Consider the following 26,872-nt stretch of genomic DNA (forward strand, 5'->3'; position numbering starts at 1 on the left):
CCTCTAGGCCAGTTGCCGCAAAGCCTGGCGGAAGGCCGGCGGCAGGTTGTCGCCGAAGCGGATGCGGCCATCGGCCTGGGTGAAGATGCCGGTGCGCGCAAGCCAGGCCTCGAATTCCGGCCCGGGCTTCAGGCCAAGGGTCTGGCGCGCGTAAAGCGCGTCGTGGAACGAGGTGGTCTGGTAGTTGAGCATGATGTCGTCGGAGCCGGGGATGCCCATGATGAAGTTGATCCCGGCCACCCCCAGTAGGGTCAGCAGGGTGTCCATGTCGTCCTGGTCGGCTTCGGCGTGGTTGGTGTAGCAGATGTCGCAGCCCATCGGCACGCCCAGCAGCTTGCCGCAGAAGTGGTCCTCAAGGCCCGCGCGGATGATCTGCTTGCCGTTGTACAGGTACTCCGGGCCGATGAAACCGACCACGGTGTTGACCAGGAACGGCTTGAAGTGCCGGGCCACGGCGTAGGCGCGGGTTTCGCAGGTTTGTTGGTCGACGCCGTGGTGGGCGTTGGCCGAAAGGGCGCTGCCCTGGCCGGTCTCGAAGTACATCAGGTTCTGCCCGACCGTGCCGCGCTTGAGTGATAGGCCTGCCTCGTATCCCTCCTGCAGCACGTTGAGGTTGATGCCGAAGCCGGCGTTGGCCGCTTCGGTGCCGGCGATGGACTGGAACACCAGGTCCAGCGGCACGCCCCGGTTGATCGCCTCGATCGAGGTGGTGACGTGGGTCAGCACGCAGGACTGGGTGGGGATGTCGTAGCGCTGGATGATCGCGTCGAGCATCTCCAGCAGCGCGCAGATCGAGGCGATGCTGTCGGTGGCTGGGTTGATGCCGATCATGGCGTCGCCGTTGCCGTACAGCAGGCCGTCGAGGATGCTGGCGGCGATGCCGGCCGGCTCGTCGGTGGGGTGGTTGGGTTGCAGGCGCGTCGACAAGCGCCCGCGCAGGCCCATGGTGCCGCGGAACGCGGTGACCACGCGGATCTTCTGCGCCACCAGCACCAGGTCCTGGACGCGCATGATCTTCGACACCGCGGCGGCCATTTCCGGGGTCAGGCCCGGGGCCAGGGCGCGCAGGCTGTGTTCGTCGGCGTGCTCGCCGAGCAGCCAGTCGCGCAGGCCGCCAACGGTCAGGTGGCTGACCGCGGCGAAGGCCTCTTTGTCGTGGCTGTCGATGATCAGCCGGGTGACTTCGTCGCTTTCATAGGGGATCAGCGCCTCGTCGAGGAAGTGCTTGAGCGGGATGTTGGCCAGGGCCATCTGCGCCGCCACCCGTTCGCCGTCGTTGCTGGCGGCGACGCCGGCCAGGTAGTCGCCGGAGCGCGCCGGGCTGGCCTTGGCCATTACCTCTTTGAGGCTGTCGAAGCGGTAGACCTGGTGGCCTACGGTGTGGGTGAAACTTGCCATACAGAATCTCCAAAGCGCCGCAGGGCTGGCCTGCTGCGTAAGTCGGCGATCAGTGCAGGGCCTCTTCGGCCTTCTGGATCGCGGCGAATTCCTCTTCCGGCGTCCCGGCCACCAGGTGGTGGCGGCTATAGAAAGCAAAGTAGGCAATTAATACCGCATAGATCACCGCGGCGCCAATCACCACCCGTGGGTCGACCAGGAACCCGGCGACCACGGCGATGCAGGCCAGCACCAGGGCCAGGCCCGAGGTGAAGATGCCGCCAGGTGTGCGGTATGGGCGCTCCATCTTCGGCCGGCGAATGCGCAGGGTGATGTGCGCGGCCATCATCAGCACGTAGGACAGCGTGGCGCCGAACACCGCCACCAGGATCAGCAGGTCGCCCTGGCCGGTCAGCGACAGGGCGAAGCCGATGATCCCGGGGATCACCAGGGCCAGTACCGGGGCCTTGCTCTTGTTGGTCTCGGACAGTTTGCGTGGCAGGTAGCCGGCGCGGGACAAGGCGAAGATCTGCCGCGAATAGGCGTAGATGATCGAGAAGAAGCTGGCGATCAGCCCGGCCAGGCCGACCAGGTTGACGAAACCGCCCATCCAGGTGGAGCCGCCGTAGGCCTTGGCCAGTGCCTCGACCAGCGGGTTGCCCGAGGCCTTGAGGGCTTCGGAACCGGCGCCGCCGGGGCCGACCACCAGGATCAACAAGGCGAAGGCGAGCAGTACCAGCATCGCGCCGATCAGGCCGCGGGGCAGGTCGCGCTTGGGGTTCTTGGTTTCTTCGGCGGCCAGCGGCACGCCTTCGACGGCAAGGAAGAACCAGATCGCGTAGGGGATCGCCGCCCACACGCCGACATAGCCGAACGGCAGGAAACTGCTGGCGCCGGCGGCGTCGGTCTGGGCGATGTCGAACAGGTTGGCTGCATCGAAGTGGGGCACCATGCCCACCAGGAACACCGCCAGGGCCAGGGCGGCGATGGCGGTGATGATGAACATCAACTTGAGTGCCTCGCCCACGCCAAAGATGTGGATACCGATGAACACCACGTAGAACGCCAGGTAGATCATCCAGCCGCCGATGCCGAACAGCGACTGGCAATAGGCGCCGATGAAGGTGGCGATGGCCGCTGGGGCGATGGCGTATTCGATGAGGATGGCGGTGCCGGTGAGAAAGCCGCCCCAGGGGCCGAAGGCGCTGCGGGCGAAGCCGTAGCCGCCACCGGCGGTGGGGATCATCGAGGACAGTTCGGCCAGCGAGAAGCACATGCACAGGTACATGGTGGCCATCAGCAGGGTGGCGAGGAACATGCCGCCCCAGCCGCCCTGGGCCAGGCCGAAGTTCCAGCCGGCATAGTCGCCGGAAATCACGTAGGCAACGCCCAGGCCCACCAGCAGGACCCAGCCGGCGGCGCCTTTTTTCAGTTCACGTTGCTGGAAATAGTCCGAGCCGACTTTTTCGAAGTCGACGGTGGAGCTCGCCGGCGCGCCGACGGTGTGATCGCTTGGCATGGTGTTCACCTGTTGTTTTTCTTAGGTTGCCGGAGGGACTGCCGGCGCTTGGTGATTTTAGTTGCAGGAAGCGAGCCAGGGCCTTTGGGGCCGCTTTACGGCCCTTTCGCCGGCAAGCCGGCTCCTACAAGGCAGAGGTGAAACCTGTAGGCGCCGATTTGCCGGCCAAAGGGCTGCACAGCAGCCCCAGTGGCCTGTTTAGAAGAAGCCCAGCGGATTGATGTCGTAGCTCACCAGCAGGTTCTTGGTCTGCTGGTAGTGGTCGAGCATCATCTTGTGGGTTTCCCGGCCGACACCGGACTTCTTGTAACCACCGAACGCGGCATGCGCCGGGTACAGGTGGTAGCAGTTGGTCCACACGCGACCGGCCTTGATGCCGCGGCCCATGCGATAGGCGCGGTTGATGTCGCGGGTCCACACGCCGGCACCCAGGCCGAACTCGGTGTCGTTGGCAATCGCCAGGGCCTCGGCTTCGTCCTTGAAGGTGGTGACGCTGACCACCGGGCCGAAGATCTCTTCCTGGAACACGCGCATCTTGTTGTTGCCCTTGAGCAGGGTCGGCTGGATGTAGTAGCCGGTGGCCAGCGCGCCTTCGAGTTGCTCCACCTTGCCGCCGGTCAGCAGCTCGGCGCCCTCTTCCTGGGCGATCTTGAGGTAGGACTGGATCTTCTCGAACTGCTGCTGCGAGGCCTGGGCGCCGACCATGGTGTCGGTGTCCAGCGGGTCGCCGCGCTTGATCTGCAGCACCTTCTTCATCACCACTTCCATGAACTGCGGGTAGATCGACTCTTGCACCAGGGCGCGGGAAGGGCAGGTGCACACTTCGCCCTGGTTGAAGAACGCCAGGACCATGCCTTCGGCGGCCTTGTCGATGAACGCCGGCTCCGCCTGCATGATGTCTTCGAAATACACGTTGGGCGACTTGCCGCCCAGCTCGACGGTGGACGGGATGATGTTCTCGGCGGCGCACTTCATGATGTGCGAGCCCACCGGGGTGGAGCCGGTGAAGGCGATCTTGGCGATGCGCTTGCTGGTGGCCAATGCCTCGCCGGCTTCGCGACCGAAGCCCTGCACCACGTTGAGCACGCCCTTGGGCAGCAGGTCGCCGATCAGCTCCAGCAGCACGGTGATGCCCAGCGGGGTCTGCTCGGCGGGCTTGAGCACCACGCAGTTGCCGGCAGCCAGGGCCGGGGCGAGTTTCCAGGCGGCCATCAGCAGCGGGAAGTTCCAGGGGATGATTTGCCCGACCACACCCAGCGGTTCGTGCAGGTGGTAGGCCACGGTGGTTTCGTTGATCTCGGCGGCGCCGCCTTCCTGGGCGCGGATGCAGCCGGCGAAGTAGCGGAAATGATCGACCGCCAGCGGGATGTCGGCGTTGAGGGTCTCGCGGATCGGCTTGCCGTTGTCCCAGGTTTCGGTGATGGCCAGCAGTTCGAGGTTCTGCTCGATGCGATCGGCGATGCGCAGCAGCACGTTGGAGCGGTCCTGCACCGAGGTGCGGCCCCAGGCGTCGGCGGCGGCATGGGCGGCGTCGAGGGCCTTGTCGATGTCCTCGGCAGTGGAGCGGGGGAATTCGGCAATCAGTTTGCCGTTAACTGGAGAGGTGTTCTCGAAATATTGCCCTTTCACCGGAGCTACAAACTCACCACCGATGTAGTTGCCGTAGCGGCTCTTGAAGGAAACCTTCGCGCCGTCGGTGCCGGGATGTGCGTAACGCATGGGGTATCTCCTGATCGTTGTGATTGTTGCGGAGTTTCCAAGCGTAGAGCAAAGGTCGGGCCAGTGCTCTGAGGCCCTTGTGAATCAATGACTTGGGTTAATCCGTAGATGCGGTGTGGAGGGTCTTGTACCTCAGTTGACACGGTCTGGGTGACACTTTGTACCGGTTATGGCACAGGCATGACTCAAGGGTCAGCGCGCCATTGCAAAGCATTCGCCGCTGGAGGATGCTGGCGGGACGCTCTACCTGCGGAGAACAACAAAAATGCAGAGCAACCCGTTCAGCCGCCATGCCCAGCAAGTGCTCACGGTGGCCCACGGCCAGCCCAGCGGGCCGGGCAGTGACCCGTCCATCGCCCGCTCCTGGCTGCGCTGCCTGGAGGATTACCACCTCGACCCGGCACGAGCCCAGGCGCCAGTGGTGCTCGAGCACGGCCGCCTGCTGGAGAGCCGCGAACGCCTGCACCAGGTGCTGCAGATCGCCGACACCGAGATGAACAGCCTGCACCAGCAGTTGTCCGGCACTGGGCATGCGGTGTTGCTGACCGATGCCCGCGGGGTGATCCTCAATTGCGTCACCGCGCCCAATGAGCGGCGCATCTTCGAGCGTGCCGGGCTATGGCTGGGCGCCGACTGGAGCGAGGCCCGCGAGGGCACCAACGGCATCGGCACCTGCCTGGTCGAGCGCCAGGCCCTGACCATTCACCAGGATGAGCACTTCCGTGGCCGGCACACCGGCCTGACCTGCTCGGCCAGCCCGGTGTTCGATCCACACGGCGAATTGCTCGCGGTGCTCGATGTGTCCTCGGCGCGGCCTGATGTCTCGCGCCAGAGCCAGTTCCATACCATGGCACTGGTCAACCTCTCGGCAAAGATGATCGAAAGCTGTTATTTCCTGCGCCATTTCGAGCAGCAGTGGCTGTTGCGCTTCCACTTGCAGGCCGAGTCGGTGGGCCTGTTCAGCGAGGGCTTGCTGGCCTTCGACGGCGACGGGCGGATCTGCGCCGCCAATCAAAGCGCCTTGAACCTGCTGGGCAGCATTCGCGGCGGCGTGCTGGGCAAGCCGCTGGAGCGGTTCTTTGCCTGCAGCCACGACGAACTGTTCAGCCGTGCCACTCCCCAGGGCAGCAGCGCTTGGCCGCTGCATACCCGCGACGGTCGCCAGGTGTTCGCCAGTCTGCGGGGGCAGGCCCGTGCACCGGTGTGGTCGGTGCCAGCGGCCTTGCCCCAGGCGCGGCCTGTGGTCGAGCCGGCGATCTGCCTGCTCGATCCGGCCTTGCAGGAGGATTTTCGCCGCGCCGTGCGGGTGTTCGAGCGCGACGTGCCGCTGTTGCTGCGCGGCGAGACCGGCTGTGGCAAGGAGGCCTTTGCCCAGGCGGTACACCAGGCCGGTGCCCGTCGGCACAAGCCGTTCGTGGCGATCAATTGCGCCTCGATTCCCGAGAGCCTGATCGAGAGCGAGCTGTTCGGTTATCGCGGCGGCAGCTTCACCGGCTCACGCAAGGAAGGCATGCGCGGCAAGCTGTTGCAGGCTGACGGCGGCACCTTGTTGCTGGACGAGATCGGCGACATGCCGCTGGCCTTGCAGACCCGCCTGCTGCGCGTGCTGGAAGAGCGTCAGGTGGTACCGATCGGCGGCGAACCCCAGGCCGTGGATGTGCGCATCATCAGTGCCACCCACCGCGACTTGCTGCAGCGGGTGGAGCAGGGCAGTTTCCGCGAGGACCTGTATTACCGCCTCAATGGCCTGGAAGTGGCGTTGCCGGCGGTGCGCGAGCGCAGTGACAAGGCGGCGTTGCTGGACTTCCTGTTACGCCAGGAGGCACAAGGGCAGCGTGTTCAGCTGGCGGCAGAGGCGCGCCAGGCGCTGTTGGACTTCGCTTGGCCTGGGAACGTGCGGCAGATGCGCAATGTATTGCGGACCCTGGTGGCGCTGTGCGAAGACGCCCTTATAGCGCTCTCGGATCTCCCCGCAATCATTCGAAGCGACGCGGGCCCTGTAGGAGCGGCCTTGTGTCGCGAAAGGGCCGCGCGGCGGCCCCAGGATCTCACCGGTGACGCTCAGCCCTTTCGCGACACAAGGCCGCTCCTACACGCCGAGCATCAGGCGCTCATGGACGTACTGGAGGCAAAACACTGGCACCTCACGCGTGTCGCCGAGCACCTGGGCATCAGCCGCAATACCTTGTATCGAAAACTGCGCAAGCACGGCATCGCCAGGGGCGCCTGAGCAAAACACCGGGTGCGATTTCCCGCGCCCTGGGCTACCCTGCCTCGACGTTTTGCGAGGTCGATCATGCACATTCATATTCTCGGTATTTGCGGCACTTTCATGGGGTCGCTGGCGGTGCTGGCCAAGGAGCTGGGCCACCGCGTCACTGGCTCGGACGCCAACGTCTACCCGCCGATGAGCACGCAGCTCCAAGCCCAGGGCATCGAACTGACCCAGGGCTACGACCCGGTCCAGCTGGAGCCGGCACCCGACCTGGTGGTGATCGGCAACGCCATGTCGCGGGGCAACCCGGCGGTGGAGTACGTGCTGAACAAGGGCCTGCCCTATGTCTCCGGCCCGCAGTGGCTGGCCGACCATGTGCTGCAGGGCCGTTGGGTCCTGGCCGTGGCCGGAACCCACGGCAAGACCACCACCAGCAGCATGTTGGCCTGGGTACTGGAGCACGCTGGCATGAGCCCGGGCTTCCTGATCGGCGGCGTGCCGCAGAACTTCTCGGTGTCGGCGCGTCTGGGCGGCACGCCATTCTTCGTGGTCGAGGCCGACGAATACGACAGCGCCTTCTTCGACAAGCGCTCGAAGTTCGTGCACTACCACCCGCGCACCGCGATCCTCAACAACCTGGAGTTCGATCACGCAGACATTTTCCCCGATCTGGCGGCCATCGAGCGGCAGTTCCACCACCTGGTAAGGACTATCCCCAGCGAAGGCCTGGTGATTCACCCGACCGCCGAACAGGCGTTGGAGCGGGTGATCGGCATGGGTTGCTGGACCCCGGTGCAGACCACCGGCGTGGGTGGCCAATGGCAGGCGCGCCTGCTCAGTGCCGACGGTTCGCGCTTCGAAGTGCTGTTCGAGGGCCAGGCCCAGGGCGTGGTGGACTGGGCCCTGACCGGCCAGCATAACGTCGCCAATGCCCTGGCCACTCTGGCCGCCGCCCGCCATGTCGGCGTGGCGCCGGCCATGGCGGTCGAAGGCCTGAGCGCGTTCAAGAGCGTCAAGCGGCGCATGGAGAAGGTCGCCGAGGTGCAGGGCGTGACCATCTACGATGATTTCGCCCACCACCCGACTGCCATCGCCACCACCCTCGACGGCCTGCGCAAGCGCGTTGGCGAGGCGCCGGTGATCGCGGTAATCGAGCCGCGCTCCAACTCCATGAAACTCGGCGCCCACCGCGACGGCCTGCCGGAGAGCGTCAACGACGCCGACCAGGTGATCTGGTACGCACCGCCCAACCTGGGCTGGGACCTGGCCGGCACCGCGGCTCAGTGCAAGGTGCCGAGTGTGGTCGCCGACAGCCTCGAGGCGATCATCGAGCGCATCAAGGGCCAGGCCCGCCCCGGCACCCATGTGGTGATCATGAGCAACGGCGGCTTCGGCGGCCTGCACGGCAAGTTGGCCGAGGCCCTGAAGTGAGCGGGCCCGAGCGCATCACCCTGGCCATGACCGGCGCCTCCGGGGCGCAGTATGGCCTGCGCTTGCTCGATTGCCTGGTGCGCGAGGAGCGCGAGGTGCACTTTCTCATCTCCAAGGCCGCGCAACTGGTGATGGCTACAGAGACCGACGTTGTGTTGCCAGCCAAGCCCCAGGCCATGCAGGCGTTCCTGACCGAGTACACCGGCGCGGCCGACGGACAGATCCGCGTGTATGGCAAGGAAGACTGGATGTCGCCGGTGGCCTCGGGCTCCGGCGCGCCGGCGGCGATGGTGGTGGTGCCGTGTTCCACCGGCACCCTGTCGGCGATTGCCACCGGGGCCTGCAACAACCTGATCGAGCGGGCGGCTGACGTGACCCTCAAGGAGCGTCGTCAGTTGATCCTGGTTCCGCGCGAGGCACCATTCTCGACCATCCACCTGGAGAACATGCTCAAGCTGTCGCAGATGGGCGCGGTGATCCTGCCGGCGGCGCCGGGGTTCTATCACCAGCCGCAGAGCATCGACGACCTGGTCGATTTTGTCGTGGCGCGGATTCTCAACTTGTTGAATATCCCCCAGGACATGTTGCCGCGCTGGGGCGAGCATCACTATGGGGTCGATGATTGAAGCGCACCCTGGCAGGGCTGTTGCTGTTGGCCCACCTCGGCGGCTGCGCCACGGTGCGCACGTTGGATGGCAACAAGCCGGGGGCGCCGGTGGTGTATGCCGGGACCCGGCTTGACCTGTATGTGATGAATGGCGGGTGCTGCCCGGAGGATCGCTTCGGCGCCACTGCGCCGGCTTATCCAGGGCTGGACCTGCCGGGCAGCGCGTTGCTCGATACCGTGCTGCTGCCGTTGTCGTTGTTGACGGCGGCGGGAGTGGGCTTCAACGCCACAGGCGGCCTGTAGCAAAGCAATCGCGGGGCAAGCCCGCTCCCACGTCTTGATTGCCAAGCTAGGAGGGAGCGGGCTTGCCCCGCGATGAGACCGGTACTGCTGCGCTACTTTTTGCCCAGCTTGCGCAATTCATCCGACTCGACCACGCGGATTCCGTCTTCCTCTTCCAGTGCCAGGCGCCAAAGCGCCCGGGCCAGGGTACAGGCCTCGATGCCACGGTACTTGCCTGGTATCAGTCGCGAGAACGGCGCCGCCAGGCGCTCGCCCAGGCGTGGCTCGATACGCTCGCCCAACAGCAGTGAAGGCCGCACGATGGTCAACTGCGGCCAGTCCTGCTGCCTGAGCGCTTCTTCCATTTCGCCCTTGACCCGGTTGTAGAAGATCGACGACTTCGCATCGGCGCCCAGCGCGCTGATCACCAGCAGGTGTCGCGCACCCATCTCCCGGGCGCGTTTGCTGAAGGCCACGACCATGTCCAGGTCGACCGCGCGGAAGGCGTTTTCCGACCCTGCCTGCTTGAGCGTGGTGCCCAGGCAGCAGAATGCGATATCGACGCGGCCGGCCAGTTGCGGGAGAAACACGGCCGGGTCGCCCACCGGATTTTCCAGGTGTGGGTGCTCGGCCAGCGGCCGACGGGTCGGTGCCAATACGCGGCTGATGGTGGGCTCGTTGAGCAGGCGGTCGAGCAGGTGTTCACCCGTCAGACCCGTGGCACCGGCAAGCAGGACATGCTGAGGCGTCAAATACATGATGTCTCTCCCTCGTTACTACTGAGCTTAGTGGGCCCCAGGTGTTTTCGCCTGTTCCCCCGAAGCTGGCTGGGCTTCATTGCGCAAGGCTTGCTCGGCCTGTTGTCGGCGCAGGCGCTGCCAGTGGCTGACTACCGCAGGCGGCGCCCAGAGCTGCGGCTGCGAGGCTTCGAAGCCTTCCCTTCGTTCTCTTTCGGCAACGCTTTGTCGCGCCAGTTCAAACGCTTGTTTCAGATCGTCGGTCTGGTTCAGCGCCTGGGCGAACAGGGCATCGCCGAAATAGGTGAAGTCGGCCTCCTCCGAGCAGCCGAACGACACTCGGTCCGGGCGCGCGGCGGTCATGATCAGGGTGCGTTGGTCCTTGAGCGGGGCGATGTAGCCCCCGGAGTAGCAGGCGGAAATGACCACGACCTTGTCGCGATCTTTCAGCGGCGCCAGGGCGCTGGCCAGTTCATCGGCGGACAGGTCGGCCAGTTGCAGGCGTGGCTGGTCGAGTACCAGTTGGTGATCATGGCTGCCGTGGCTGGTCAGGTAGATGAATACCAGGTCTTCCGGGCCGCTGCGCTCGGCCAGGGTACGCGCGGCGCGGGTGATGTTTTCGCGGGTGGCCATGGGCCGGTCGGCCAGGTGGTCGCGATGGTTGACCAGGGTGACCTGGCCATGGGCGCCGAAGCGCACCTTGAGCATGTTGCTGACATAGTCGGCTTCGCGCAGGAACACGCTCTGCTGGCCATCGCCGGCCACCACCAGGCTGTACAACTGCACCGGCGGCAGCGTGCGTGGCACCTTGGCCAGGGCATCCTCCAGCAGCTTGCCCTGGTTGAGCAGGGCCAGGTCGAGGGGGTCGGGCAGCAGCGTGCCATGCTCGTCGCGCACCCGCACGCCATTGACCCAGGTGCCTGCTTCGACGCGGCCGTCGGGATGGGTCAGGCGACCATGGCCATGGTAGGCGTCGTCGGCAAAGCCGCCGGCGTACTGGCTGCCGTCGGCCAGTTGCAAGGTGCCCAGGCCGCTGAAGCGCCAGTCGCGAAAGCCGCCTTTGTAGCGGCTGCCATCGCTGCCCAGCAGCTCACCCTCGCCAACCAGCGAGCCGTCCTTGAAGTCGCCGATCCACACGTCGCCATCAGCGCTTTCGTAGCGGCCGCGGCCCTCGAGACGGTTGTCCTTGAATTCGCCGATGTACTGCTCGCCGTCGGCGCTGTCGTAGGTGCCGGCGCCTTGCAGTTGGCCATCGATGAAGTGGCCGCTGAACTGGTTGTCGCTGGCGTCGCTGCGCACGCCCGCGCCATTGGGCTTGCCCCGGGCGAACAGGCCCTGGTAACGGCTACCGTCGGACAGTTCGAGCTGGCCGGCGCCCTCGTACTGGTCGTCCTTGAATTGGCCGCGGTAGGTCTGGTCGTGTTGCTTTAGGGTTCCTTCGCCATCGCGGCGGCCGTGCTTGAACGTGCCGGCGTAGTGGCTGCCAGGGGTGGTCAGCTCGCCCAGGCCCTGGAACAGGCCTTCGCTGAACTGGCCTCGGTAAACCTCGCCATTGCTGCCGTGCCATTCGCCCTGGCCGTGCCATTGGCCATCCTGGAAACTACCGGCGTACCAACTGCCGTTGGGATAGTCGATGCGCCCCTCGCCTTGTAGCAGGCCGTTCACCACCTGGCCGCGGTAGCGGCCGCCGTCGGGCAGGCGCGCGTCCGGCGGCGCCAGGGGCTCACCTTCGCCGCAAGCGGCGAGTAGCAGGATCAAAGTCAGGGGCAGCAGGGGGCGCATGGCGGCTTCCGCGAAAAACGATGCGCCGAGTATGCCGCAGAATGCCAGGAGGCGTGAATTGGGCCGCGAAGGCCGGTGTGGGAGCCGGCCTCGTCGGTGAATACCGGCCTCGCCGGTGCGGTTCGCCAGCAAGCTGGCTGCTACGCAAGATCAGACGAAACAGAGCGACAGCGGTTCGGCGATATAGGCGGGCTTCTCTTCACCTTCGATCTCGAGGGTGGCAGTGGCCTTGAGCAGCCACTGGCCTGGCTTCTTCTCGGTGGCGTCGACCAGGTCCACCTTCAACCGCACCTGGCTGTCGACCTTCACCGGCTGGATGAAGCGCACGCTGTCCAGTCCGTAGTTGACCACCATCTTCAGCCCCTCGGGGAGTACCAGGATGTCCTCCATCAACTTGGGGATCAGCGACAAGGTGAGGAAGCCATGGGCGATGGTGGTGCCAAACGGAGTTTTGGCCGCCTTCACCGGGTCGACATGGATGAACTGGAAATCGCCGGTGGCTTCGGCGAACAGGTTGATGCGTTCTTGGTCGATCTTCAGCCATTGGGAACGGCCCAGCTCCTTGCCAACGTACTGCGAAAGCTCTGTAACGGGTACATAGGGCATCGCGACATCTCCAGATTGTCATTTGGTACGAAGGTGCAAGATCAGCACGGCCATGGGGATCAGTCAAGTTGCCAGCATTTCGCCGAACATCGCCTTATAGCCAGTTGCTTAGCGTGCTTATAATGGCCGCCATGCTCTGAGGGAGGTCTTTATGCTGCTGCGTGGTTTGACCTGGCTGGTGCTGTTCCAGTTGCTGGGGACGGCAATCAATCACCTGTTCCTGCACATTCTGCCTGGGCCGATCATCGGCCTGTTGCTGCTGCTGGCATACCTCATGCTGCGCGGCGAGGTGGGCGAACCGCTCAACGAGGCCGCCAGCAGCCTGCTGCGCTACCTGCCATTGCTGCTGGTGCCGCCAGCGGTGGGTGTGATGGTCTATGCCAGGGACATCGCCGCCGACTTCTGGGCCATCGTCGGGGCGCTGTTGATCTCCTGCCTGGCGACCCTGGTGTTCGTCGGCGTGCTGATGCAGAAGCTCATCCAGCGCCAGGGCAAGCACGAGGAGCAGCCATGACCCTCGATTGGCACGGCGCGCTCGACGCGGTCATCCACCATCCACTGTTCGGTATCGGCATCACCCTGGCCGCCTACCAGCTGGTGCTGGCAGGTTATGAAAAGACCCGCTGGATCTTCCTGCAACCGGTGCTGGTGTCGATGCTGGTGGTGATCGGCATCCTGCTTGTCTGCGGCATCGACTACGCCGAGTACCGCAAGAGCACCGAGATCATGAACATCCTCCTGGGTCCGGCCACCGTGGCCCTGGCGGTGCCGCTCTACCTTAACCTGCGGCGGATCCGCCAGCTGTTCTGGCCGACATTTACTACGCTGGTAATCGGAGGCCTGTTCGCCACGGTGGCATGCCTGGCGCTGGGCTGGTGGTTTGGCGCCGAGCACATGATCCTGATGACCATGGCGCCGAAGTCGGTCACCTCGCCGATCGCCATGTTGGTGGCCGAGCAGATTGGCGGCGTGGCGGCCCTGGCGGCGGTGTTCGTGCTGATCACCGGGGTGATCGGGGCTATCTTCGGCCCGGCGTTGCTCAGCCGCTGCGGCGTGCTCAGCGCCGAGGCTCGGGGCATGGCGCTGGGTGTGACCGCCCATGCGGTGGGCACTTCGGTGGCCTTGCAGGAAAGTGACGAATGCGGCGCCTTCGCCGCGCTGGCGATGAGCCTGATGGGGGTGGCCACGGCGGTGTTCCTGCCGTTGGCGGTCAGCCTGGTGGCTTGAGGAGCAAAGATGACGCTACCGCTGTTTCCCCTCAATACCGTGCTGTTTCCCGGTTGCCTGCTCGACTTGCAGATCTTCGAGGCACGCTACCTGGACATGATCGGCCGCTGCATGAAGCAGGGCGAAGGCTTTGGCGTGGTATGCATCCTGGAAGGCGAGCAGGTGGGCAAGGCGGCGCCGGTGGTGGCGTCGGTCGGCTGCGAGGCACTGATCCGCGATTTCGTGCAGCAGGACAATGGCCTGCTGGGCATCCGCGTCGAAGGCGTGCGGCGTTTTCGTGTCGAGCGCACCGAGGTGCAGAAGGACCAGTTGATGGTCGGCCAGGTGCAGTGGCTGTCGGAGCTGGCGGACGGGCCGCTGCAGGAGCAGGACGATGACCTGCTGGCGCTGCTGCTGGCCCTGGGCGAACACCCGATGGTCGAGGCGCTGGACATGCCGCGGGATGTCGACGGGCGACAGGCGTTGGCCAACCAGTTGGCCTACCTGTTGCCGTTCGTGGAAGAGGACAAGCTCGACCTGCTGGCGATCGACTCGCCGCAGCTCAGGCTGGAGGCGATCCAGGCGTTGCTCGAGCGTATCCAGGGCGAGTTGTTCGCCTGATCAGCGGCCGCTCCTACAGGGATTCGCGGTGCCGCAAAATGGCCGTCTCAGTACTGGTAGCGCAACAACGCCTTGGGCAGCGCATGCAGGGCGAAGAACGCCAGCAACGCGATGCATGCCGGCAGCACCAGCCACCATACCCGTTGCGACAGTGCCGTAAGCGGCTGGCGATACTGCGCCAGGGTCAGGCTCAGCGCGCACACACAGCAGGCCAGCAACGCCCCGGCGAGGATATCGGTCGGCCAGTGCGCCCCCAGGTACACCCGCGACAGGGCGATGGCCAGGGCCGGGATGCAACCCAGTAGCACCCAGGTCAGGCGCATGCGCGGCGGTTGGCCGCGCCCGGCCAGCAACGCCAGTACCAGGAAGAAGGCGAACGACGCCGAGCTGTGCCCGCTGGGCATGCTGTAGCTGGTCAGCGGGTCGGCCAGCACCTCGGGGCGAGCGCGGGCGAACAGCCACTTGAGCGAGCCGTTGGCCAGGGCCGTGCCGATCAGCGCGCTGCCGGCGAACAGCGCATGGCGCCACTGCCGGGCCAGCAACAGCAGGCCGGTCAGCAGGCCGCCGAGGAAGAACTGGGTGCGAAAGTCGCCCAGCCGGGTCACCACCACCACCGCGCCGTCGATAACCTGGCTGCGGTGTTCCTGCACCAGGGTCATCACGCCCTGGTCGAGTGCGCTCAGGTAAGGCCAGCCAACGAACAGCGCCGCCACCGCCACGCCGCTCAGCGCGGCGATCAGGCGCGTGCCGTGGCGCTGGTCGCGGATGCTGCTGTTCAGGCTCAGGCCGATCAGCACCGCAAGGGTGCCCACGACGATCCCAGCATCCAGCCAGAAGCCTTCCGGCAGCGGCAGGCGCATCGCCGCGCCGGTGGCCCAGCCGGGCAGCAGGTAGGCCACCGCCCAGCCCGCCCCGGCCACCAGGCTGACAGCGATGAAGCGTGGCAAGGGCATGTCGAACATGCCGGCGACCATTGGCAGCATCGGCCGCAAGGGACCGATGAAGCGCCCGACCAGCAGGCTGGCGATGCCATAGCGCTGGAAGTAAGCCTCGGCGCCGCCGATCCATTGCGGGTGGCTGCGCAGTAGCGGCAGGCGCCGGATGTTCTGGTGAAAATACTTGCCCACGGTATACGACAACGCATCGCCGAGCAGGCCGCCGAGAAAGCCCAGCAGCAAGGTTTCGCCCAGGCTCAGGGCGCCGCTGCCGGCCAGCACGGCGACGGCGAACAGCAGCACGGTGCCGGGTACGATGATGCCGGCAATTGCCAGGCACTCGACGCAGGCGATGATGAAGACCGCCAGGCCGAGCCACTGTGGATGAGCGCCAAGCCAGGCGGTCAGGCTATCGAGCCATTGGCCCATGTTTCAGTTTCCTTGTTCGAGCATGAAAAAATCCTTGCCTTCGACCTGGCCGCGGCGCAATGGGTTGCGGGTGCAGAAGCGCGCGTAGTCGGCATCGACGAAGCGGTAGGGCAGGTGTTCGTCGCGGCCGTGGGGAATGCCCAGGCGGGTGGTCTGGATCACCCGTGGCACGGCGATGGCGCAATCCTCGACGTACAGCCGCTGGGGGTCGAAGCGCTGGGCGTCCCACTGGGTCACCTTCAGGCCCAAGGCCCGACACAGCAGAGTCTGGCCGTTGCACAGGCGCTCGGGCGGGCGCAGGTTGCCGCTGGCGTCGGGGTTGTTCAGCTGCATCTGCGCCAGGCTGTTGTCGCCCGACAGTGCGTCGCTCCAGGGGAACGCCGACTTGATCAGCACCGCGTTGCCGGGGCCATGGGCGCTGAAATTGAGCGAATCGCCACCGCGGGCGTAATACATGTAGATGTGCCCGCCGTCGAGGAACAGCGCCTTGCGCTTCTCGGTGAAGCCGAGGGAGGCATGGCTGCCTTTGTCACTGAGGTAGTAGGCCTCGGTCTCGATGATGCGCGCGGCCAGCCACAAATCGCCATGGCGATGGCGAATGATCTTGCCCAGCAGGTCGCGGGCGAGGGTCTGGGCATCGCGGTCGAAGAAGCTGTCGGGCAGGGCGCGGGCCGGGCAGGGGGCTTGTTCGGGCATGCGGGCGGGGTTCGTGTTGGTGAAGGCGGGGATGATAGCAATGAATGGCTTAAGCGAGGCTGAATCAGGTTGTCCCGCGATGGCTAGGTGAAAATTCCGATACGGGCGGTTACATCTTTCCTGCACTTGGACGCCAACCATTTTCGACCATCCGCCACCCGCCGCTGGGCGTACCCGAGCGCGCCAGTTATAATCAGCCGATTTCCCCTTTGCCAAGACACCGAACCCATGACCGAGTCCGTTCTTGACTACATGACCCGCCTGGGTCGCGCCGCCCGTGAGGCCTCGCGGGTGATCGGCCGTGCCAGCACCGCGCAGAAGAACCGCGCCCTGCAGGCCGCCGCCGACGCCCTCGACGCGGCCCGCGACGTGCTCACAGCAGCCAATGAACAGGACCTGGCCAATGGCCGCAAGAACGGCCTGGAGCCAGCCTTGCTCGAGCGCCTGGCGCTCACCCCGGCGCGCATCGACGGCATGATCACCGGCCTGCGCCAGGTGGCCAGCCTGCCGGACCCGGTCGGCGCCATCCGCGACATGAGCTACCGCCCGTCAGGCATCCAGGTCGGCAAGATGCGCGTGCCACTGGGGGTGATCGGCATCATCTACGAGTCACGCCCCAACGTGACCATCGACGCCGCCAGCCTGTGCCTGAAGTCGGGCAACGCCACCATCCTGCGTGGCGGCTCCGAGGCCATCCACTCCAACCGTGCCATCGCCACCTGCATCCAGCGTGGCCTGGCCGAGGCCGGCCTGCCGCCAGCGGTGGTGCAGGTGGTCGAGACCACTGACCGTGAGGCGGTCGGCGCGTTGATCAGCATGCCGGAGTTCGTCGACGTCATCGTCCCGCGCGGCGGCCGTGGCCTGATCGAGCGCATCAGCCGTGACGCCCGGGTGCCGGTGATCAAGCACCTGGACGGCATCTGCCACGTTTTCGTCGACGAGCACGCCGACCTGGACAAGGCCTGGCGTGTAGCCTTCAACGCCAAGACCTACCGCTATGGCATCTGCGGCGCCATGGAAACGCTGCTGGTCGACCAGCGCGTGGCCGAGCGCTTCCTGCCGGAGATGGCGCGCCGCTTCCAGGAAAAAGGTGTCGAGCTGCGCGGCTGCGAGCGCACCCAAGCGATCATCGCGGCGACGCCGGCCAGCGAAACCGACTGGCACACCGAATACCTCGACGCGATCCTGTCGATCCGTGTCGTCGACGGCCTGGAGCAGGCCATCGAGCACATCAACCATTACGGCTCGCACCACACCGATTCGATCATCACCGAACACCAGGGCCAGGCCCGGCGCTTCATGGCCGAGGTCGACTCGGCGTCGGTCATGCTCAACACCCCGACCTGCTTCGCCGACGGTTTCGAGTACGGCCTGGGCGCGGAGATCGGTATTTCCACCGACAAGCTGCACGCCCGTGGCCCGGTCGGCCTGGAAGGCCTGACCTGCGAGAAGTACGTGGTGATCGGCGACGGCCAGCTGCGCGGCCAGGAGTCCTGCTGAGTTGAGCGAGCCTGTGGCCGTCCGCCGCGTCGGCATTCTCGGCGGCACCTTCGACCCGGTGCATATCGGTCACCTGCGCAGTGCGCTGGAAGTGGCCGAATTCATGTGCCTGGACGAACTGCGCCTGCTGCCCAATGCGCGTCCGCCGCACCGCGACGCGCCACAGGTATCGGCCCAGGACCGCCTGGCCATGGTGCGCGGCGCGGTGGCCGGGGTTGGCTGCCTGAGTGTCGATGATCGTGAGCTGGCTCGCGACAAACCGTCGTACACCATCGACACCCTCGAGTCGATTCGTGCTGAACTGAACAGGCATGACCAGTTGTTCCTGGTGCTGGGCTGGGACGCCTTCTGTGGCCTGCCCAGCTGGCATCGCTGGGAAGAGCTGCTGCAACACTGTCACATCCTGGTGCTGCAACGCCCGGATGCCGATGTCGAACCCCCTGACGAGCTGCGCAACCTGCTGGCGGCGCGCTCGGAGAGCGATCCCACCGCCATGTCCGGCCCGGCGGGGCACATTTCGTTCGTCTGGCAGACCCCGCTCGCGGTGTCCGCCACGCAGATCCGACAGCTGCTGGCCAGCGGCAAGTCGGCGCGGTTCCTGGTGCCGGACGCAGTACTGGCCTACATCGAGGCGCACGACCTGTATCGTGCGTCCAACTGACGGCGCCCGTGGGCGCCTCAATCAATGAGTTGAACGAGTTTTATATGACCAAGCAGAAAATCAACGGCATCAGCGGCGAAGAACTGGTCGAACTGACCAAGGCCGCGCTGGAAGACGTCAAGGCCCAGGACATCCAGGTCATCGACGTGCGTGAAAAGCACAGCCTGACCGACTACATGATCATCGCCACCGGTACTTCCAACCGCCAGATCAACGCGATGCTGGAAAAGGTCCGCGAAGCGGTCAAGGCCAAGGGCGCACAGCCGCTGGGCGAAGAAGGCAAGGGCGACAGCGACTGGGTGCTGCTGGACCTGAACGACGTCATCGTGCACATGATGACCGCCGCCGCCCGCCAGTTCTACGACCTGGAACGCCTGTGGCTGGGCGCCGAGCAGAGCCGCGCCAACGACGGCAAGCACCACAGCCCGGAGCACGCTCACGAGTACTCCGACAAGCTCAAGGACCGGGAATAAGGAAGCGTCGTGCGTCTGCGCCTGATCGCGGTCGGCTCGCGCATGCCCAAGTGGGTCGAGGAAGGCTGGCATGAGTATGCCAAGCGCCTGCCCCCGGAGCTTGCGCTGGAGCTGGTGGAAATCCCGCTGAACACCCGTGGCAAGAACGCCGATGTCGCCCGCCTGATCCGTCAGGAGGGCGAGGCGATGCTGAGCAAGGTGCAGCCTGGGGAACGCATCGTCACCCTTGAGGTCCATGGCAAGCCCTGGAGCACCGAGCAACTGGCGGGCGAGCTGGACCGTTGGCGCCTGGACGCGCGTACGGTCAACCTGATGGTGGGCGGCCCGGAAGGGCTGGCGCCGGAAGTCTGCGCGCGCAGCGAACAGCGCTGGTCGTTGTCGCCGCTGACGCTGCCGCACCCGTTGGTAAGGATACTCATCGGCGAGCAGATCTACCGCGCCTGGACCGTGTTGTCCGGGCATCCCTACCACAAATGAACCTGTAAGCCTGTCCGATGCCGCAGCAGATCCGCCTCAAGGACCACGAGAAAGACGCCCGCCTGGTGCGCAACCGCGTCGTCGTGGGCGCCGTGGCGGTGGTGCTGCTCGTCTGCGTGCTGATCGCCCGGCTGTACTACTTGCAGGTCATCCAGTACGACTACCACTCGACGCTGTCGGAGAACAACCGGGTGCACGTGCAGCCGATTCCGCCGACCCGTGGCCTGATCTTCGATCGCAACGGCGTGGTGGTGGCGGACAACCGGCCAAGCTTCAGCCTGGTGATGACCCGCGAGCGCGCGGGCAACGCCGGCAAGTGGCAGGAGGTGCTGGATGTGATCGTCGAGGTGCTGCAGCTCACCGCGGATGACCGCGCCCTGTTCGAGAAACGCATGAAGCAGGGGCGCCGGCCGTTCGAGCCGGTGCCGATCCTGTTCGAGCTGACCGAGGAGCAGATCGCCCGCATCGCCGTGAACCAGTTCCGCCTGCCCGGCGTGGAAGTGGCCGCGCAGCTGGTGCGGCACTACCCCCAGGGCGCGCATTTCGCCCACTCGGTGGGCTATGTGGGGCGGATCAACGAGAAGGAACTCAAGACCCTCGACACGGTGAACTACAGCGGTACCCACCATATCGGCAAGACCGGTATCGAGCGCTTCTACGAAGACGAGCTGCATGGCCAGGTGGGTTACGAGGAAGTCGAGACCAATGCCCGGGGCCGTGTGCTGCGGGTGCTCAAGCGCACCGACCCGAAACCGGGCAAGGACATTGTCCTGAGCCTGGACATCAAGCTGCAGGAAGCCGCCGAGCAGGCCCTGGGCGGGCGTCGTGGCGCCTTGGTCGCCCTCGATCCACGCACCGGCGAGGTGCTGGCGATGGTCAGCCAGCCAAGTTTCGACCCCAACCTGTTCGTCACCGGCATCAGCTTCAAGGCCTATGCCGAACTGCGTGATTCGATCGACCGGCCGTTGTTCAACCGGGTGTTGCGCGGCCTGTATCCGCCGGGCTCGACCATCAAGCCGGCGGTGGCCATCGCCGGCCTGGACAGCGGCGTGGTCACCGCTTCGAGCCGGGTGTTCGACCCTGGCTACTACCAATTGCCCAACTACGACCACAAGTACCGCAACTGGAACCGCTACGGTGATGGCTGGGTAGACCTCGATGTGGCGATCATGCGCTCGAACGACACGTATTTCTATGATCTTGCGCACAAGATGGGTATCGATCGGTTGTCCACCTACATGAACAAGTTCGGTATCGGGCAAAAGGTCGCGCTGGACATGTTCGAGGAGTCCCCCGGGCTGATGCCGTCGCGCGAATGGAAACGCGCCACCCGTCGCCAGGCCTGGTTCCCCGGCGAAACCCTGATCCTCGGCATCGGCCAGGGCTACATGCAGGCCACGCCCCTGCAACTGGCCCAGGCCACCGCGCTGATCGCCAACAAAGGGGTGTGGAACCGCCCGCACCTGGCCAAGACCATCGAAGGCCAGCCGCCGGTGGACGACAATCCGATGGAGAACATCGTCCTGCGCGACAAGTCCGACTGGGCCAAGGTCACCCACGGCATGGAGCAGGTGATGCACGGTGCCCGCGGTACCGCGCGCAAGGCCGCGATCGGCTCGCCGTACCGGATCGCCGGCAAGAGCGGCACGGCCCAGGTGGTGGCGATCAAGCAGGGCGAGAAGTACGACCGCAATAAACTCCAGGAACGTCACCGCGACCACGCATTGTTCGTCGCCTTCGCCCCGGCCGACGATCCGAAGATCGTGGTCTCGGTGATGGTCGAGAACGGCGAGTCTGGCTCCGGCGTCGCCGCCCCCGTGGTCCGCCAGGTCATGGACGCCTGGCTGCTCGATGAAAACGGCCGGCTCAAGCCCGAGTTCGCCCCCGCCACCGTTGCCCAGGAATCGGCCCCGTGAAGAACAATTTCGATCGCATGCTCTCCAGCGAGGACGTGATGCGCCGGCGCGCCAGCTTCCTGCAGCGCATCCATATCGACGGCCCCTTGCTGCTCATCCTCCTGACCCTGGCCGCCGGCAGCCTGTTCGTGCTGTATTCGGCCAGTGGCAAGAACTGGGACCTGCTGATGAAGCAGGCCACCTCGTTCGGCATCGGCCTGGTGTCGATGTTCGTCATTGCCCAGCTCGAACCGCGCTTCATGGCGCGTTGGGTGCCACTTGCCTATGTGGTCGGGGTGGTGTTGTTGATCGTGGTGGACGTCATGGGCCATAACGCCATGGGCGCCACGCGCTGGATCAACATCCCCGGGGTGATCCGCTTCCAGCCCTCGGAATTCCTCAAGATCATCATGCCGGCGACCATCGCCTGGTACCTGTCCAAGCGCACCCTGCCGCCGCACCTCAAGCATGTGGCGATCAGCCTGGTGATGATCGGTGTACCGTTCATCCTCATCGTGCGCCAGCCCGACCTGGGTACCGCGTTGTTGATCCTCGCCTCCGGCGCATTCGTGCTGTTCATGGGCGGGCTGCGCTGGCGCTGGATCGTCAGCGTGGTGGCGGCGGCGGTGCCGGTGGCGGTGGCGATGTGGTTCTTCGTCATGCACGACTACCAGAAGCAGCGCGTGCTGACCTTCCTCGACCCCGAGAGCGACCCGCTGGGCACCGGCTGGAACATTATCCAGTCCAAGGCGGCGATCGGTTCCGGCGGGGTGTTCGGCAAGGGCTGGCTGCTGGGCACCCAGTCGCACCTGGACTTCCTGCCCGAGAGCCACACCGACTTCATCATCGCCGTGCTCGGCGAGGAGTTCGGCCTGGTGGGCATCTGCCTGCTGCTGCTGATCTACGTCCTGCTGATCGGCCGTGGGCTGATGATCACCGCCCAGGCCCAGACCCTGTTCGGCAAGCTGCTCGCTGGCAGCCTGACCATGACCTTCTTTGTTTATGTGTTCGTCAATATCGGTATGGTCAGCGGCCTACTGCCCGTGGTGGGCGTGCCGCTGCCCTTCATCAGCTATGGCGGAACTTCGTTGGTGACGCTGCTGTCAGCGTTTGGCGTTCTGATGTCGATCCATACGCACCGCAAATGGATCGCACAGGTTTGAAAAAGGTGAAGAATTGCATGCAAGCAGTACGTGGTTGGGCGGCCCGTTGGGTACCGTGGATCGGCGCGATAAGCCTGTGCGGCGCGATCCAGCAGGCCAATGCCGGTGACTACGACGGCTCGCCCCAGGTGGCCGAGTTCGTCGGCGAGATGACCCGCGACTACGGTTTTGCCAGTGAGCAACTGCTGGGCGTGTTCGCCGAGGTGCAGCGCAAGCAGTCGATCCTCGATGCGATCTCGCGGCCGGCCGAACGGGTCAAGCCGTGGAAGGAATACCGGCCGATGTTCATCAGCGACGCGCGCATCGCCCGCGGGGTGGACTTCTGGCGCCAGCACGAAGCGGTGCTGGCTCGCGCCGAGCAGGAGTACGGCGTGCCGGCGCAGTACATCGTGGCGATCATCGGCGTGGAGACGTTCTTCGGTCGCAACACCGGCAACTACCGGGTCATCGATGCCCTGTCGACCCTGGGCTTCGACTACCCGCCGCGTGCCGAATTCTTCCGCAAGGAGCTGCGCGAGTTCCTCCTGCTGGCGCGTGAAGAGCAACTCGACCCGCTGACCCTCAAGGGCTCGTACGCTGGCGCCATGGGCCTGCCGCAATTCATGCCGAGCAGCTTTCGCAACTATGCGGTGGACTTCGACGGCGACGGCCACATCAATATCTGGAACAACCCGGACGACGCCATCGGCAGCGTTGCCAGTTATTTCAAGCGCCATGGCTGGGTTGCCGGCGAGCCTGTGGTCAGCCGCGCGCAGGTGCGCGGCGAGCGTGTCGACGAAGGCCTGACCAGCGGTATCGAGCCGGTCAGGACCGTGGCGCAGTTGCGAGCGCTGGGCTGGTCGGGCGATGATGCGCTGCGCGATGATCAAGCGGTCACCGCCTTCCGTCTGGAGGGCGAAAACGGCCCGGAATACTGGATGGGCCTGAAGAACTTCTACGCGATCACTCGCTACAACCGCAGCGTGATGTATGCCATGGCGGTGCATCAGCTATCCGAACAGCTGGTTCTGGCACGGGGCGTCAAGTAAATGCGCGAACTCTTTACAGCCAATGGCTTCAAACTGCTGACCTGCGTCGCCGTCGGCCTGGTCCTGGCCAGTTGCTCGTCGAGCCGGCCCAGCAGCCCGCAGGGCGGCAATACCAATACCGTGCGCGCGCAGCCGGGCCTGGACATCAACCGGGCCCACAAGGACGGCGCGCCCTGGTGGGACGTCGACGTCAACAAGATCCCCGACGCCACTCCCACGGTGCACACCGGTAATTACAAGGCCAACCCCTATACCGTGCTGGGCAAGACCTACTACCCGATGCAGGACTCGCGCAGCTACCGCGCCGAGGGCACCGCGTCGTGGTACGGCACCAAGTTCCACGGGCAGAATACCGCCAACGGCGAGCTCTACGACCTCTATGGCATGAGCGCGGCGCACAAGACCTTGCCGCTGCCGGCCTATGTGCGGGTGACCAACCTGGCCAACGGCCGTAGCGTGATCCTGCGGGTCAACGACCGTGGCCCGTTCTACTCCGACCGCATCATCGACCTGTCCTACGCGGCGGCGAAGAAGCTTGGTTACGCCGAGATCGGTACCGCCCATGTCCGCGTCGAGGGCATCGACCCGCAGCAATGGTGGGCGCAGCGCGGCCAGCAGCCGCCGATGATGCTCAAGGAGCCGCAGGTGGCCCAGGCCCAGCCGATCGCGGCCAGCAGCGGACGGGTCGAGCAATGGACCCCGCCACCGCAGCAGCACGCGGCGCCGGTGGTGCCGGTGCAGGTGGGTGGCAACAATGTACCGGCGGGCAACGGCGGCAGCTTCCTGCAGGTCGGTGCCTTCGCCAACCCGGACGCCGCCGAGCTGTTGCGCTCGAAACTGAGCAGCATGGTCAGCGCGCCGGTGTTCATCAGCTCCATCGTGCGTAACCAGCAGACGCTGCACCGTGTGCGCCTGGGGCCGATCAACAGCCAGGGCGAGATCCAGCAGACCCAGGACAGCATTCGCCTGGCCAATCTGGGTCAAGCCAAAGTAGTCACCGACTGAAGGCTGTGCGCTTACTGTAGGAGCGGCCTTGTGCCGCGAAGGGCCGTGAAACGGCCCCAGGTCTCAGCGTCACCGCAAATATCGCCGGGGCTGCTGCGCAGCCCTTTCGCGGCACAAGGCCGCTCCTACAGGGAGCGCGCCTGAGTCGAAGTCGGCGAAACAGACAACGCCGACCTGTCGGTTTGTTCATGAATTACCGGGCGTTGCCATGTACAATGCCCGCTTTTGCCCGCAGCGGCATTAGGTCGCACTTTTGCGGGCCAGGCCACAGGCCATATAACCAGACTGACGGGGCGTAGGGCACACGACGTGGCCCACGGAACATCAGACCATTAGCGATTTACGAGAGACGGATGAACATCACCAACCTTGCCAAACGACTTTGCCTGCCCGTTCTGCTGATGATCACGCCTGCTGCCTTCGCAGCGGAGCAGATGATGCCAGCACCACCGCAACTGGCCGCCAAGTCCTATGTACTCATGGACGCGTCCAGCGGCAACGTGCTGGTCGAGAACAACGGTGACGAGCGCCTGCCGCCAGCCAGCCTGACCAAGCTGATGACCGCCTACATCGCCACCCTGGACATCCGTCGTGGCCAGATCGGCGAGAACGACCCGGTCACCGTCAGCGAGAACGCCTGGCGCACCGGCGGGTCGCGCATGTTCATCAAGGTCGGCAGCCAGGTCACTGTCAGCGACCTGCTGCACGGCATCATCATCCAGTCGGGCAACGATGCCTCGGTCGCCCTGTCCGAGCACATCGCCGGCAGCGAAGACGCCTTCGCCGACATGATGAACAAGACCGCCGCCGATCTGGGCATGTCCAACAGCCACTTCATGAACCCGACCGGCCTGCCGAGCCCGGAGCACTACTCTTCGGCCCACGACATGGCCACCCTGGCCCGGGCGATCATCAACGAAGACCCGGCGCACTACGCCATCTACTCGCAGAAAGAGTTCTTCTGGAACAACATCAAGCAGCCCAACCGCAACCTGCTGCTGTGGCGCGACAAGACCGTCGACGGCCTGAAGACCGGCCACACCGACGAAGCCGGCTACTGCATGGTCGCCTCGGCCGTGCGTGATGGCCAGCGCCTGATCGCCGTGGTATTCGGCACCAACAGCGAACAGTCCCGCGCTGCCGAGACCCAGAAGCTGCTGACCTATGGTTTCCGCTTCTTCGAAACCCAGACCTTCTACCAGAAGGGCACCGAGCTGACTCAAGCCCAGGTATGGAAAGGCGCGACCAACCAGGTCAAAGCCGGTCTGGCCAACGACCTGACCATGACCATGCCTAAAGGCCAATTGAAGCGCCTCCAGGCTTCGATGACCATGAACCCGCAACTGACCGCTCCGATCGCCAAAGGTGACGTGATCGGTAAAGTGGAAGTCAAACTGGACGAGAAGGTGGTTCACAGCGCCGACCTCATCGCCCTGGATGGTGTCGAGGAAGCTGGTTTCTTCGGCCGTATGTGGGACAGCATCCGCCTGTTCTTCTACGGTTTGTTCAACTGATACGTGACTTGCACGCCCCCGTGAACCAGGCGGGGGCGCTGCTGCCACGGCTTACGAGGCCGTTACCGCCATGAGCGAAGAAGACGTCAAGTCGCACAAGATCGAATTCCCCTGCGAGGATTACCCGATCAAGGTGATCGGTGACACCGTTGTCGGTTTCAAGGACACGGTAATCGAAATTCTCAGCAAGTACGCCAAGGTCGACCTCTCGACCCTGGCCGAGCGCCAGAGCAAGGAAGGCAAGTACACCACGGTGCAGTTGCATATCGTTGCCACCGGTGAGGACCAACTGCACGACATCAACAGCGCCCTGCGCGCTACCGGCATCGTGAAAATGGTGCTGTGATGCCCGCTTGTCTCGGTTTTCGCGATCTTGGTCTGCAGCCCTATGAACCGGTGCTGGAGGCCATGCGTCGCTTTACCGAGCAGCGCGGCCCGGACAGCCTGGACGAAGTCTGGCTGGTCGAGCATCCTCCGGTGTTCACCCAGGGCCAGGCCGGCAAGGCCGAGCACCTGCTGGTCCCCGGCGAGATACCGGTGGTGCAGACCGACCGCGGTGGCCAGGTCACCTACCATGGCCCCGGCCAGTTGGTGGCCTACCTGCTGCTGGACGTGCGCCGCCTGAGTATCGGCGTGCGCGAGCTGGTCAGCCGCATCGAGCAGACCCTCATCGATCTGCTCGCCAGCTATGGTGTGCAGGCGGTGGCCAAGCCCGACGCCCCAGGCGTCTATGTCGATGGCGCGAAGATCGCGTCCCTTGGCCTTCGAATCCGCAATGGCCGTTCGTTCCACGGCCTTGCCCTGAACGTGGACATGGACCTTGCGCCATTCCGCCGAATCAACCCCTGTGGGTATGCGGGGCTGGCGATGACCCAGCTGCGCGACCTGGCAGGCCCGATCGAACTCATTGAGGTCAGGACAAGGCTGCGCGGACAGCTGGTCAAGCACCTCGACTATGCTGAGCAGACGACCCTGACGGGCGGAATCGACTGAT

Annotated in this window: 26 protein-coding genes; 18 read left to right on the forward strand and 8 right to left on the reverse strand. The window is 65.1% G+C overall.

The window, feature by feature from the left end:
* Positions 1-3 precede the first annotated feature (3 nt).
* The 3 genes from ACODS5_RS14090 to exaC all read right to left on the reverse strand — a co-directional run bounded on the left by ACODS5_RS14090 (position 4) and on the right by exaC (position 4,615).
* Complete coding sequence (locus ACODS5_RS14090; protein ID WP_134692720.1) at positions 4-1,398, reverse strand: ethanolamine ammonia-lyase subunit EutB; 1,395 nt, start codon at positions 1,396-1,398, stop codon at positions 4-6.
* Positions 1,399-1,447: 49 nt separating this feature from the next.
* A complete protein-coding gene (gene eat / locus ACODS5_RS14095) occupies positions 1,448-2,896 on the reverse strand; it encodes an ethanolamine permease (protein WP_134692719.1) in 1,449 nt (482 codons plus the stop codon).
* Positions 2,897-3,094: 198 nt separating this feature from the next.
* A complete protein-coding gene (exaC, locus tag ACODS5_RS14100) occupies positions 3,095-4,615 on the reverse strand; it encodes an acetaldehyde dehydrogenase ExaC (protein ID WP_134692718.1) in 1,521 nt (506 codons plus the stop codon).
* A gap of 265 nt (positions 4,616-4,880) precedes the next feature.
* Here exaC and ACODS5_RS14105 point away from each other — a divergent pair, with 265 nt between their 5' ends.
* The 4 genes from ACODS5_RS14105 to ACODS5_RS14120 all read left to right on the forward strand — a co-directional run bounded on the left by ACODS5_RS14105 (position 4,881) and on the right by ACODS5_RS14120 (position 9,171).
* A complete protein-coding gene (locus tag ACODS5_RS14105; RefSeq protein ID WP_489108966.1) occupies positions 4,881-6,845 on the forward strand; it encodes a sigma-54-dependent Fis family transcriptional regulator in 1,965 nt (654 codons plus the stop codon).
* A 66-nt stretch (positions 6,846-6,911) separates the two neighbouring features.
* Positions 6,912-8,261 (forward strand): UDP-N-acetylmuramate:L-alanyl-gamma-D-glutamyl-meso-diaminopimelate ligase, encoded by a 1,350-nt coding sequence (gene mpl / locus ACODS5_RS14110; RefSeq protein WP_134692716.1) that lies wholly within the window; start codon positions 6,912-6,914, stop codon positions 8,259-8,261.
* Positions 8,258-8,887 (forward strand): flavin prenyltransferase UbiX, encoded by a 630-nt coding sequence (gene ubiX / locus ACODS5_RS14115; protein ID WP_134692715.1) that lies wholly within the window; start codon positions 8,258-8,260, stop codon positions 8,885-8,887. The genes mpl and ubiX overlap by 4 nt, the downstream gene beginning before the upstream one ends.
* Positions 8,884-9,171 (forward strand): YceK/YidQ family lipoprotein, encoded by a 288-nt coding sequence (locus tag ACODS5_RS14120; RefSeq protein WP_134692714.1) that lies wholly within the window; start codon positions 8,884-8,886, stop codon positions 9,169-9,171. Before ubiX ends, ACODS5_RS14120 begins: the two co-directional genes overlap by 4 nt.
* A gap of 92 nt (positions 9,172-9,263) precedes the next feature.
* On the opposite strand, the gene ACODS5_RS14125 is transcribed toward ACODS5_RS14120, so the two are convergent.
* From ACODS5_RS14125 to ACODS5_RS14135, 3 genes are all read right to left on the reverse strand, one after another.
* Positions 9,264-9,908: an oxidoreductase gene (locus tag ACODS5_RS14125; RefSeq protein WP_134692713.1), complete on the reverse strand. Its 645-nt coding sequence runs from the start codon at positions 9,906-9,908 to the stop codon at positions 9,264-9,266.
* Positions 9,909-9,935: 27 nt separating this feature from the next.
* Positions 9,936-11,669, reverse strand: coding sequence for a C13 family peptidase (locus tag ACODS5_RS14130; protein ID WP_489108967.1), 1,734 nt, complete (start codon positions 11,667-11,669; stop codon positions 9,936-9,938).
* A gap of 150 nt (positions 11,670-11,819) precedes the next feature.
* Complete coding sequence (locus ACODS5_RS14135) at positions 11,820-12,275, reverse strand: MaoC family dehydratase (protein ID WP_134692711.1); 456 nt, start codon at positions 12,273-12,275, stop codon at positions 11,820-11,822.
* Between the two features lie 151 nt (positions 12,276-12,426).
* Here ACODS5_RS14135 and ACODS5_RS14140 point away from each other — a divergent pair, with 151 nt between their 5' ends.
* The 3 genes from ACODS5_RS14140 to ACODS5_RS14150 are packed head-to-tail and all read left to right on the forward strand — an operon-like array spanning position 12,427 to position 14,102.
* Positions 12,427-12,789: a CidA/LrgA family protein gene (locus tag ACODS5_RS14140; RefSeq protein WP_134692710.1), complete on the forward strand. Its 363-nt coding sequence runs from the start codon at positions 12,427-12,429 to the stop codon at positions 12,787-12,789.
* Positions 12,786-13,502, forward strand: a complete 717-nt coding sequence (locus ACODS5_RS14145; RefSeq protein WP_134692709.1) for an LrgB family protein — start codon at positions 12,786-12,788, stop codon at positions 13,500-13,502. The genes ACODS5_RS14140 and ACODS5_RS14145 overlap by 4 nt, the downstream gene beginning before the upstream one ends.
* 9 nt (positions 13,503-13,511) lie before the next feature.
* Positions 13,512-14,102, forward strand: coding sequence for an LON peptidase substrate-binding domain-containing protein (locus tag ACODS5_RS14150; protein WP_134692708.1), 591 nt, complete (start codon positions 13,512-13,514; stop codon positions 14,100-14,102).
* Positions 14,103-14,149: 47 nt separating this feature from the next.
* On the opposite strand, the gene ACODS5_RS14155 is transcribed toward ACODS5_RS14150, so the two are convergent.
* Both ACODS5_RS14155 and ACODS5_RS14160 read right to left on the reverse strand, forming a co-directional pair.
* Complete coding sequence (locus tag ACODS5_RS14155) at positions 14,150-15,466, reverse strand: bifunctional DedA family/phosphatase PAP2 family protein (protein WP_134692707.1); 1,317 nt, start codon at positions 15,464-15,466, stop codon at positions 14,150-14,152.
* 3 nt (positions 15,467-15,469) lie between these two features.
* Positions 15,470-16,162: a DNA-3-methyladenine glycosylase gene (locus ACODS5_RS14160; RefSeq protein WP_134692706.1), complete on the reverse strand. Its 693-nt coding sequence runs from the start codon at positions 16,160-16,162 to the stop codon at positions 15,470-15,472.
* A gap of 228 nt (positions 16,163-16,390) precedes the next feature.
* Between ACODS5_RS14160 and ACODS5_RS14165 the strand changes: the two genes are divergently transcribed.
* The 11 genes from ACODS5_RS14165 (at position 16,391) to lipB (ending at position 26,871) form a co-directional block, all read left to right on the forward strand.
* Positions 16,391-17,662 carry a glutamate-5-semialdehyde dehydrogenase gene (locus ACODS5_RS14165; RefSeq protein ID WP_489108968.1) on the forward strand — a complete coding sequence of 424 codons (1,272 nt, stop codon included), beginning with the start codon at positions 16,391-16,393 and terminating at the stop codon, positions 17,660-17,662.
* 1 nt (position 17,663) lies between these two features.
* Complete coding sequence (nadD, locus tag ACODS5_RS14170) at positions 17,664-18,323, forward strand: nicotinate-nucleotide adenylyltransferase (RefSeq protein ID WP_134692704.1); 660 nt, start codon at positions 17,664-17,666, stop codon at positions 18,321-18,323.
* 44 nt (positions 18,324-18,367) lie between these two features.
* Positions 18,368-18,796 carry a ribosome silencing factor gene (rsfS, locus tag ACODS5_RS14175; RefSeq protein ID WP_031315360.1) on the forward strand — a complete coding sequence of 143 codons (429 nt, stop codon included), beginning with the start codon at positions 18,368-18,370 and terminating at the stop codon, positions 18,794-18,796.
* 9 nt (positions 18,797-18,805) lie between these two features.
* A complete protein-coding gene (gene rlmH / locus ACODS5_RS14180; RefSeq protein WP_023631106.1) occupies positions 18,806-19,273 on the forward strand; it encodes a 23S rRNA (pseudouridine(1915)-N(3))-methyltransferase RlmH in 468 nt (155 codons plus the stop codon).
* 17 nt (positions 19,274-19,290) lie between these two features.
* Positions 19,291-21,189, forward strand: coding sequence for a penicillin-binding protein 2 (gene mrdA / locus ACODS5_RS14185; protein WP_134692702.1), 1,899 nt, complete (start codon positions 19,291-19,293; stop codon positions 21,187-21,189).
* Positions 21,190-21,227: 38 nt separating this feature from the next.
* Positions 21,228-22,331: a rod shape-determining protein RodA gene (rodA, locus tag ACODS5_RS14190; RefSeq protein ID WP_167659498.1), complete on the forward strand. Its 1,104-nt coding sequence runs from the start codon at positions 21,228-21,230 to the stop codon at positions 22,329-22,331.
* A gap of 17 nt (positions 22,332-22,348) precedes the next feature.
* Positions 22,349-23,359, forward strand: coding sequence for a lytic murein transglycosylase B (mltB, locus tag ACODS5_RS14195; protein WP_134692700.1), 1,011 nt, complete (start codon positions 22,349-22,351; stop codon positions 23,357-23,359).
* Positions 23,360-24,364 carry a septal ring lytic transglycosylase RlpA family protein gene (locus ACODS5_RS14200; protein WP_134692699.1) on the forward strand — a complete coding sequence of 335 codons (1,005 nt, stop codon included), beginning with the start codon at positions 23,360-23,362 and terminating at the stop codon, positions 24,362-24,364. It abuts the gene before it with no gap.
* Positions 24,365-24,717: 353 nt separating this feature from the next.
* Positions 24,718-25,878 (forward strand): D-alanyl-D-alanine carboxypeptidase family protein, encoded by a 1,161-nt coding sequence (locus ACODS5_RS14205; RefSeq protein ID WP_489108969.1) that lies wholly within the window; start codon positions 24,718-24,720, stop codon positions 25,876-25,878.
* A 70-nt stretch (positions 25,879-25,948) separates the two neighbouring features.
* Entirely contained in the window at positions 25,949-26,224 is a 276-nt protein-coding gene (locus ACODS5_RS14210; RefSeq protein WP_023630272.1) for a DUF493 domain-containing protein, read from the forward strand.
* Complete coding sequence (gene lipB / locus ACODS5_RS14215) at positions 26,224-26,871, forward strand: lipoyl(octanoyl) transferase LipB (protein WP_134692697.1); 648 nt, start codon at positions 26,224-26,226, stop codon at positions 26,869-26,871. The genes ACODS5_RS14210 and lipB overlap by 1 nt, the downstream gene beginning before the upstream one ends.
* Position 26,872: the final 1 nt, after the last annotated feature.

Source organism: Pseudomonas sp. FG47, assembly GCF_057809115.1.

Excerpts from the sequence above, each read along its gene's own strand:
- ACODS5_RS14135 (WP_134692711.1), bottom strand. The coding sequence starts at position 12,275 with ATGCCCTATGTACCCGTTACAGAGCTTTCGCAGTACGTTGGCAAGGAG.
- mltB (WP_134692700.1), top strand. The coding sequence starts at position 22,349 with ATGCAAGCAGTACGTGGTTGGGCGGCCCGTTGGGTACCGTGGATCGGC.
- ACODS5_RS14140 (WP_134692710.1), top strand. The coding sequence starts at position 12,427 with ATGCTGCTGCGTGGTTTGACCTGGCTGGTGCTGTTCCAGTTGCTGGGG.
- ACODS5_RS14210 (WP_023630272.1), top strand. The coding sequence starts at position 25,949 with ATGAGCGAAGAAGACGTCAAGTCGCACAAGATCGAATTCCCCTGCGAG.
- ACODS5_RS14125 (WP_134692713.1), bottom strand. The coding sequence starts at position 9,908 with ATGTATTTGACGCCTCAGCATGTCCTGCTTGCCGGTGCCACGGGTCTG.
- eat (WP_134692719.1), bottom strand. The coding sequence starts at position 2,896 with ATGCCAAGCGATCACACCGTCGGCGCGCCGGCGAGCTCCACCGTCGAC.
- ACODS5_RS14105 (WP_489108966.1), top strand. The coding sequence starts at position 4,881 with ATGCAGAGCAACCCGTTCAGCCGCCATGCCCAGCAAGTGCTCACGGTG.
- ACODS5_RS14150 (WP_134692708.1), top strand. The coding sequence starts at position 13,512 with ATGACGCTACCGCTGTTTCCCCTCAATACCGTGCTGTTTCCCGGTTGC.
- mpl (WP_134692716.1), top strand. The coding sequence starts at position 6,912 with ATGCACATTCATATTCTCGGTATTTGCGGCACTTTCATGGGGTCGCTG.
- ACODS5_RS14160 (WP_134692706.1), bottom strand. The coding sequence starts at position 16,162 with ATGCCCGAACAAGCCCCCTGCCCGGCCCGCGCCCTGCCCGACAGCTTC.
- ACODS5_RS14200 (WP_134692699.1), top strand. The coding sequence starts at position 23,360 with ATGCGCGAACTCTTTACAGCCAATGGCTTCAAACTGCTGACCTGCGTC.
- exaC (WP_134692718.1), bottom strand. The coding sequence starts at position 4,615 with ATGCGTTACGCACATCCCGGCACCGACGGCGCGAAGGTTTCCTTCAAG.
- ACODS5_RS14145 (WP_134692709.1), top strand. The coding sequence starts at position 12,786 with ATGACCCTCGATTGGCACGGCGCGCTCGACGCGGTCATCCACCATCCA.
- lipB (WP_134692697.1), top strand. The coding sequence starts at position 26,224 with ATGCCCGCTTGTCTCGGTTTTCGCGATCTTGGTCTGCAGCCCTATGAA.
- ACODS5_RS14155 (WP_134692707.1), bottom strand. The coding sequence starts at position 15,466 with ATGGGCCAATGGCTCGATAGCCTGACCGCCTGGCTTGGCGCTCATCCA.
- ACODS5_RS14130 (WP_489108967.1), bottom strand. The coding sequence starts at position 11,669 with ATGCGCCCCCTGCTGCCCCTGACTTTGATCCTGCTACTCGCCGCTTGC.
- rsfS (WP_031315360.1), top strand. The coding sequence starts at position 18,368 with ATGACCAAGCAGAAAATCAACGGCATCAGCGGCGAAGAACTGGTCGAA.
- ACODS5_RS14090 (WP_134692720.1), bottom strand. The coding sequence starts at position 1,398 with ATGGCAAGTTTCACCCACACCGTAGGCCACCAGGTCTACCGCTTCGAC.
- ACODS5_RS14205 (WP_489108969.1), top strand. The coding sequence starts at position 24,718 with ATGAACATCACCAACCTTGCCAAACGACTTTGCCTGCCCGTTCTGCTG.
- rodA (WP_167659498.1), top strand. The coding sequence starts at position 21,228 with ATGCGCCGGCGCGCCAGCTTCCTGCAGCGCATCCATATCGACGGCCCC.
- mrdA (WP_134692702.1), top strand. The coding sequence starts at position 19,291 with ATGCCGCAGCAGATCCGCCTCAAGGACCACGAGAAAGACGCCCGCCTG.
- ACODS5_RS14165 (WP_489108968.1), top strand. The coding sequence starts at position 16,391 with ATGACCGAGTCCGTTCTTGACTACATGACCCGCCTGGGTCGCGCCGCC.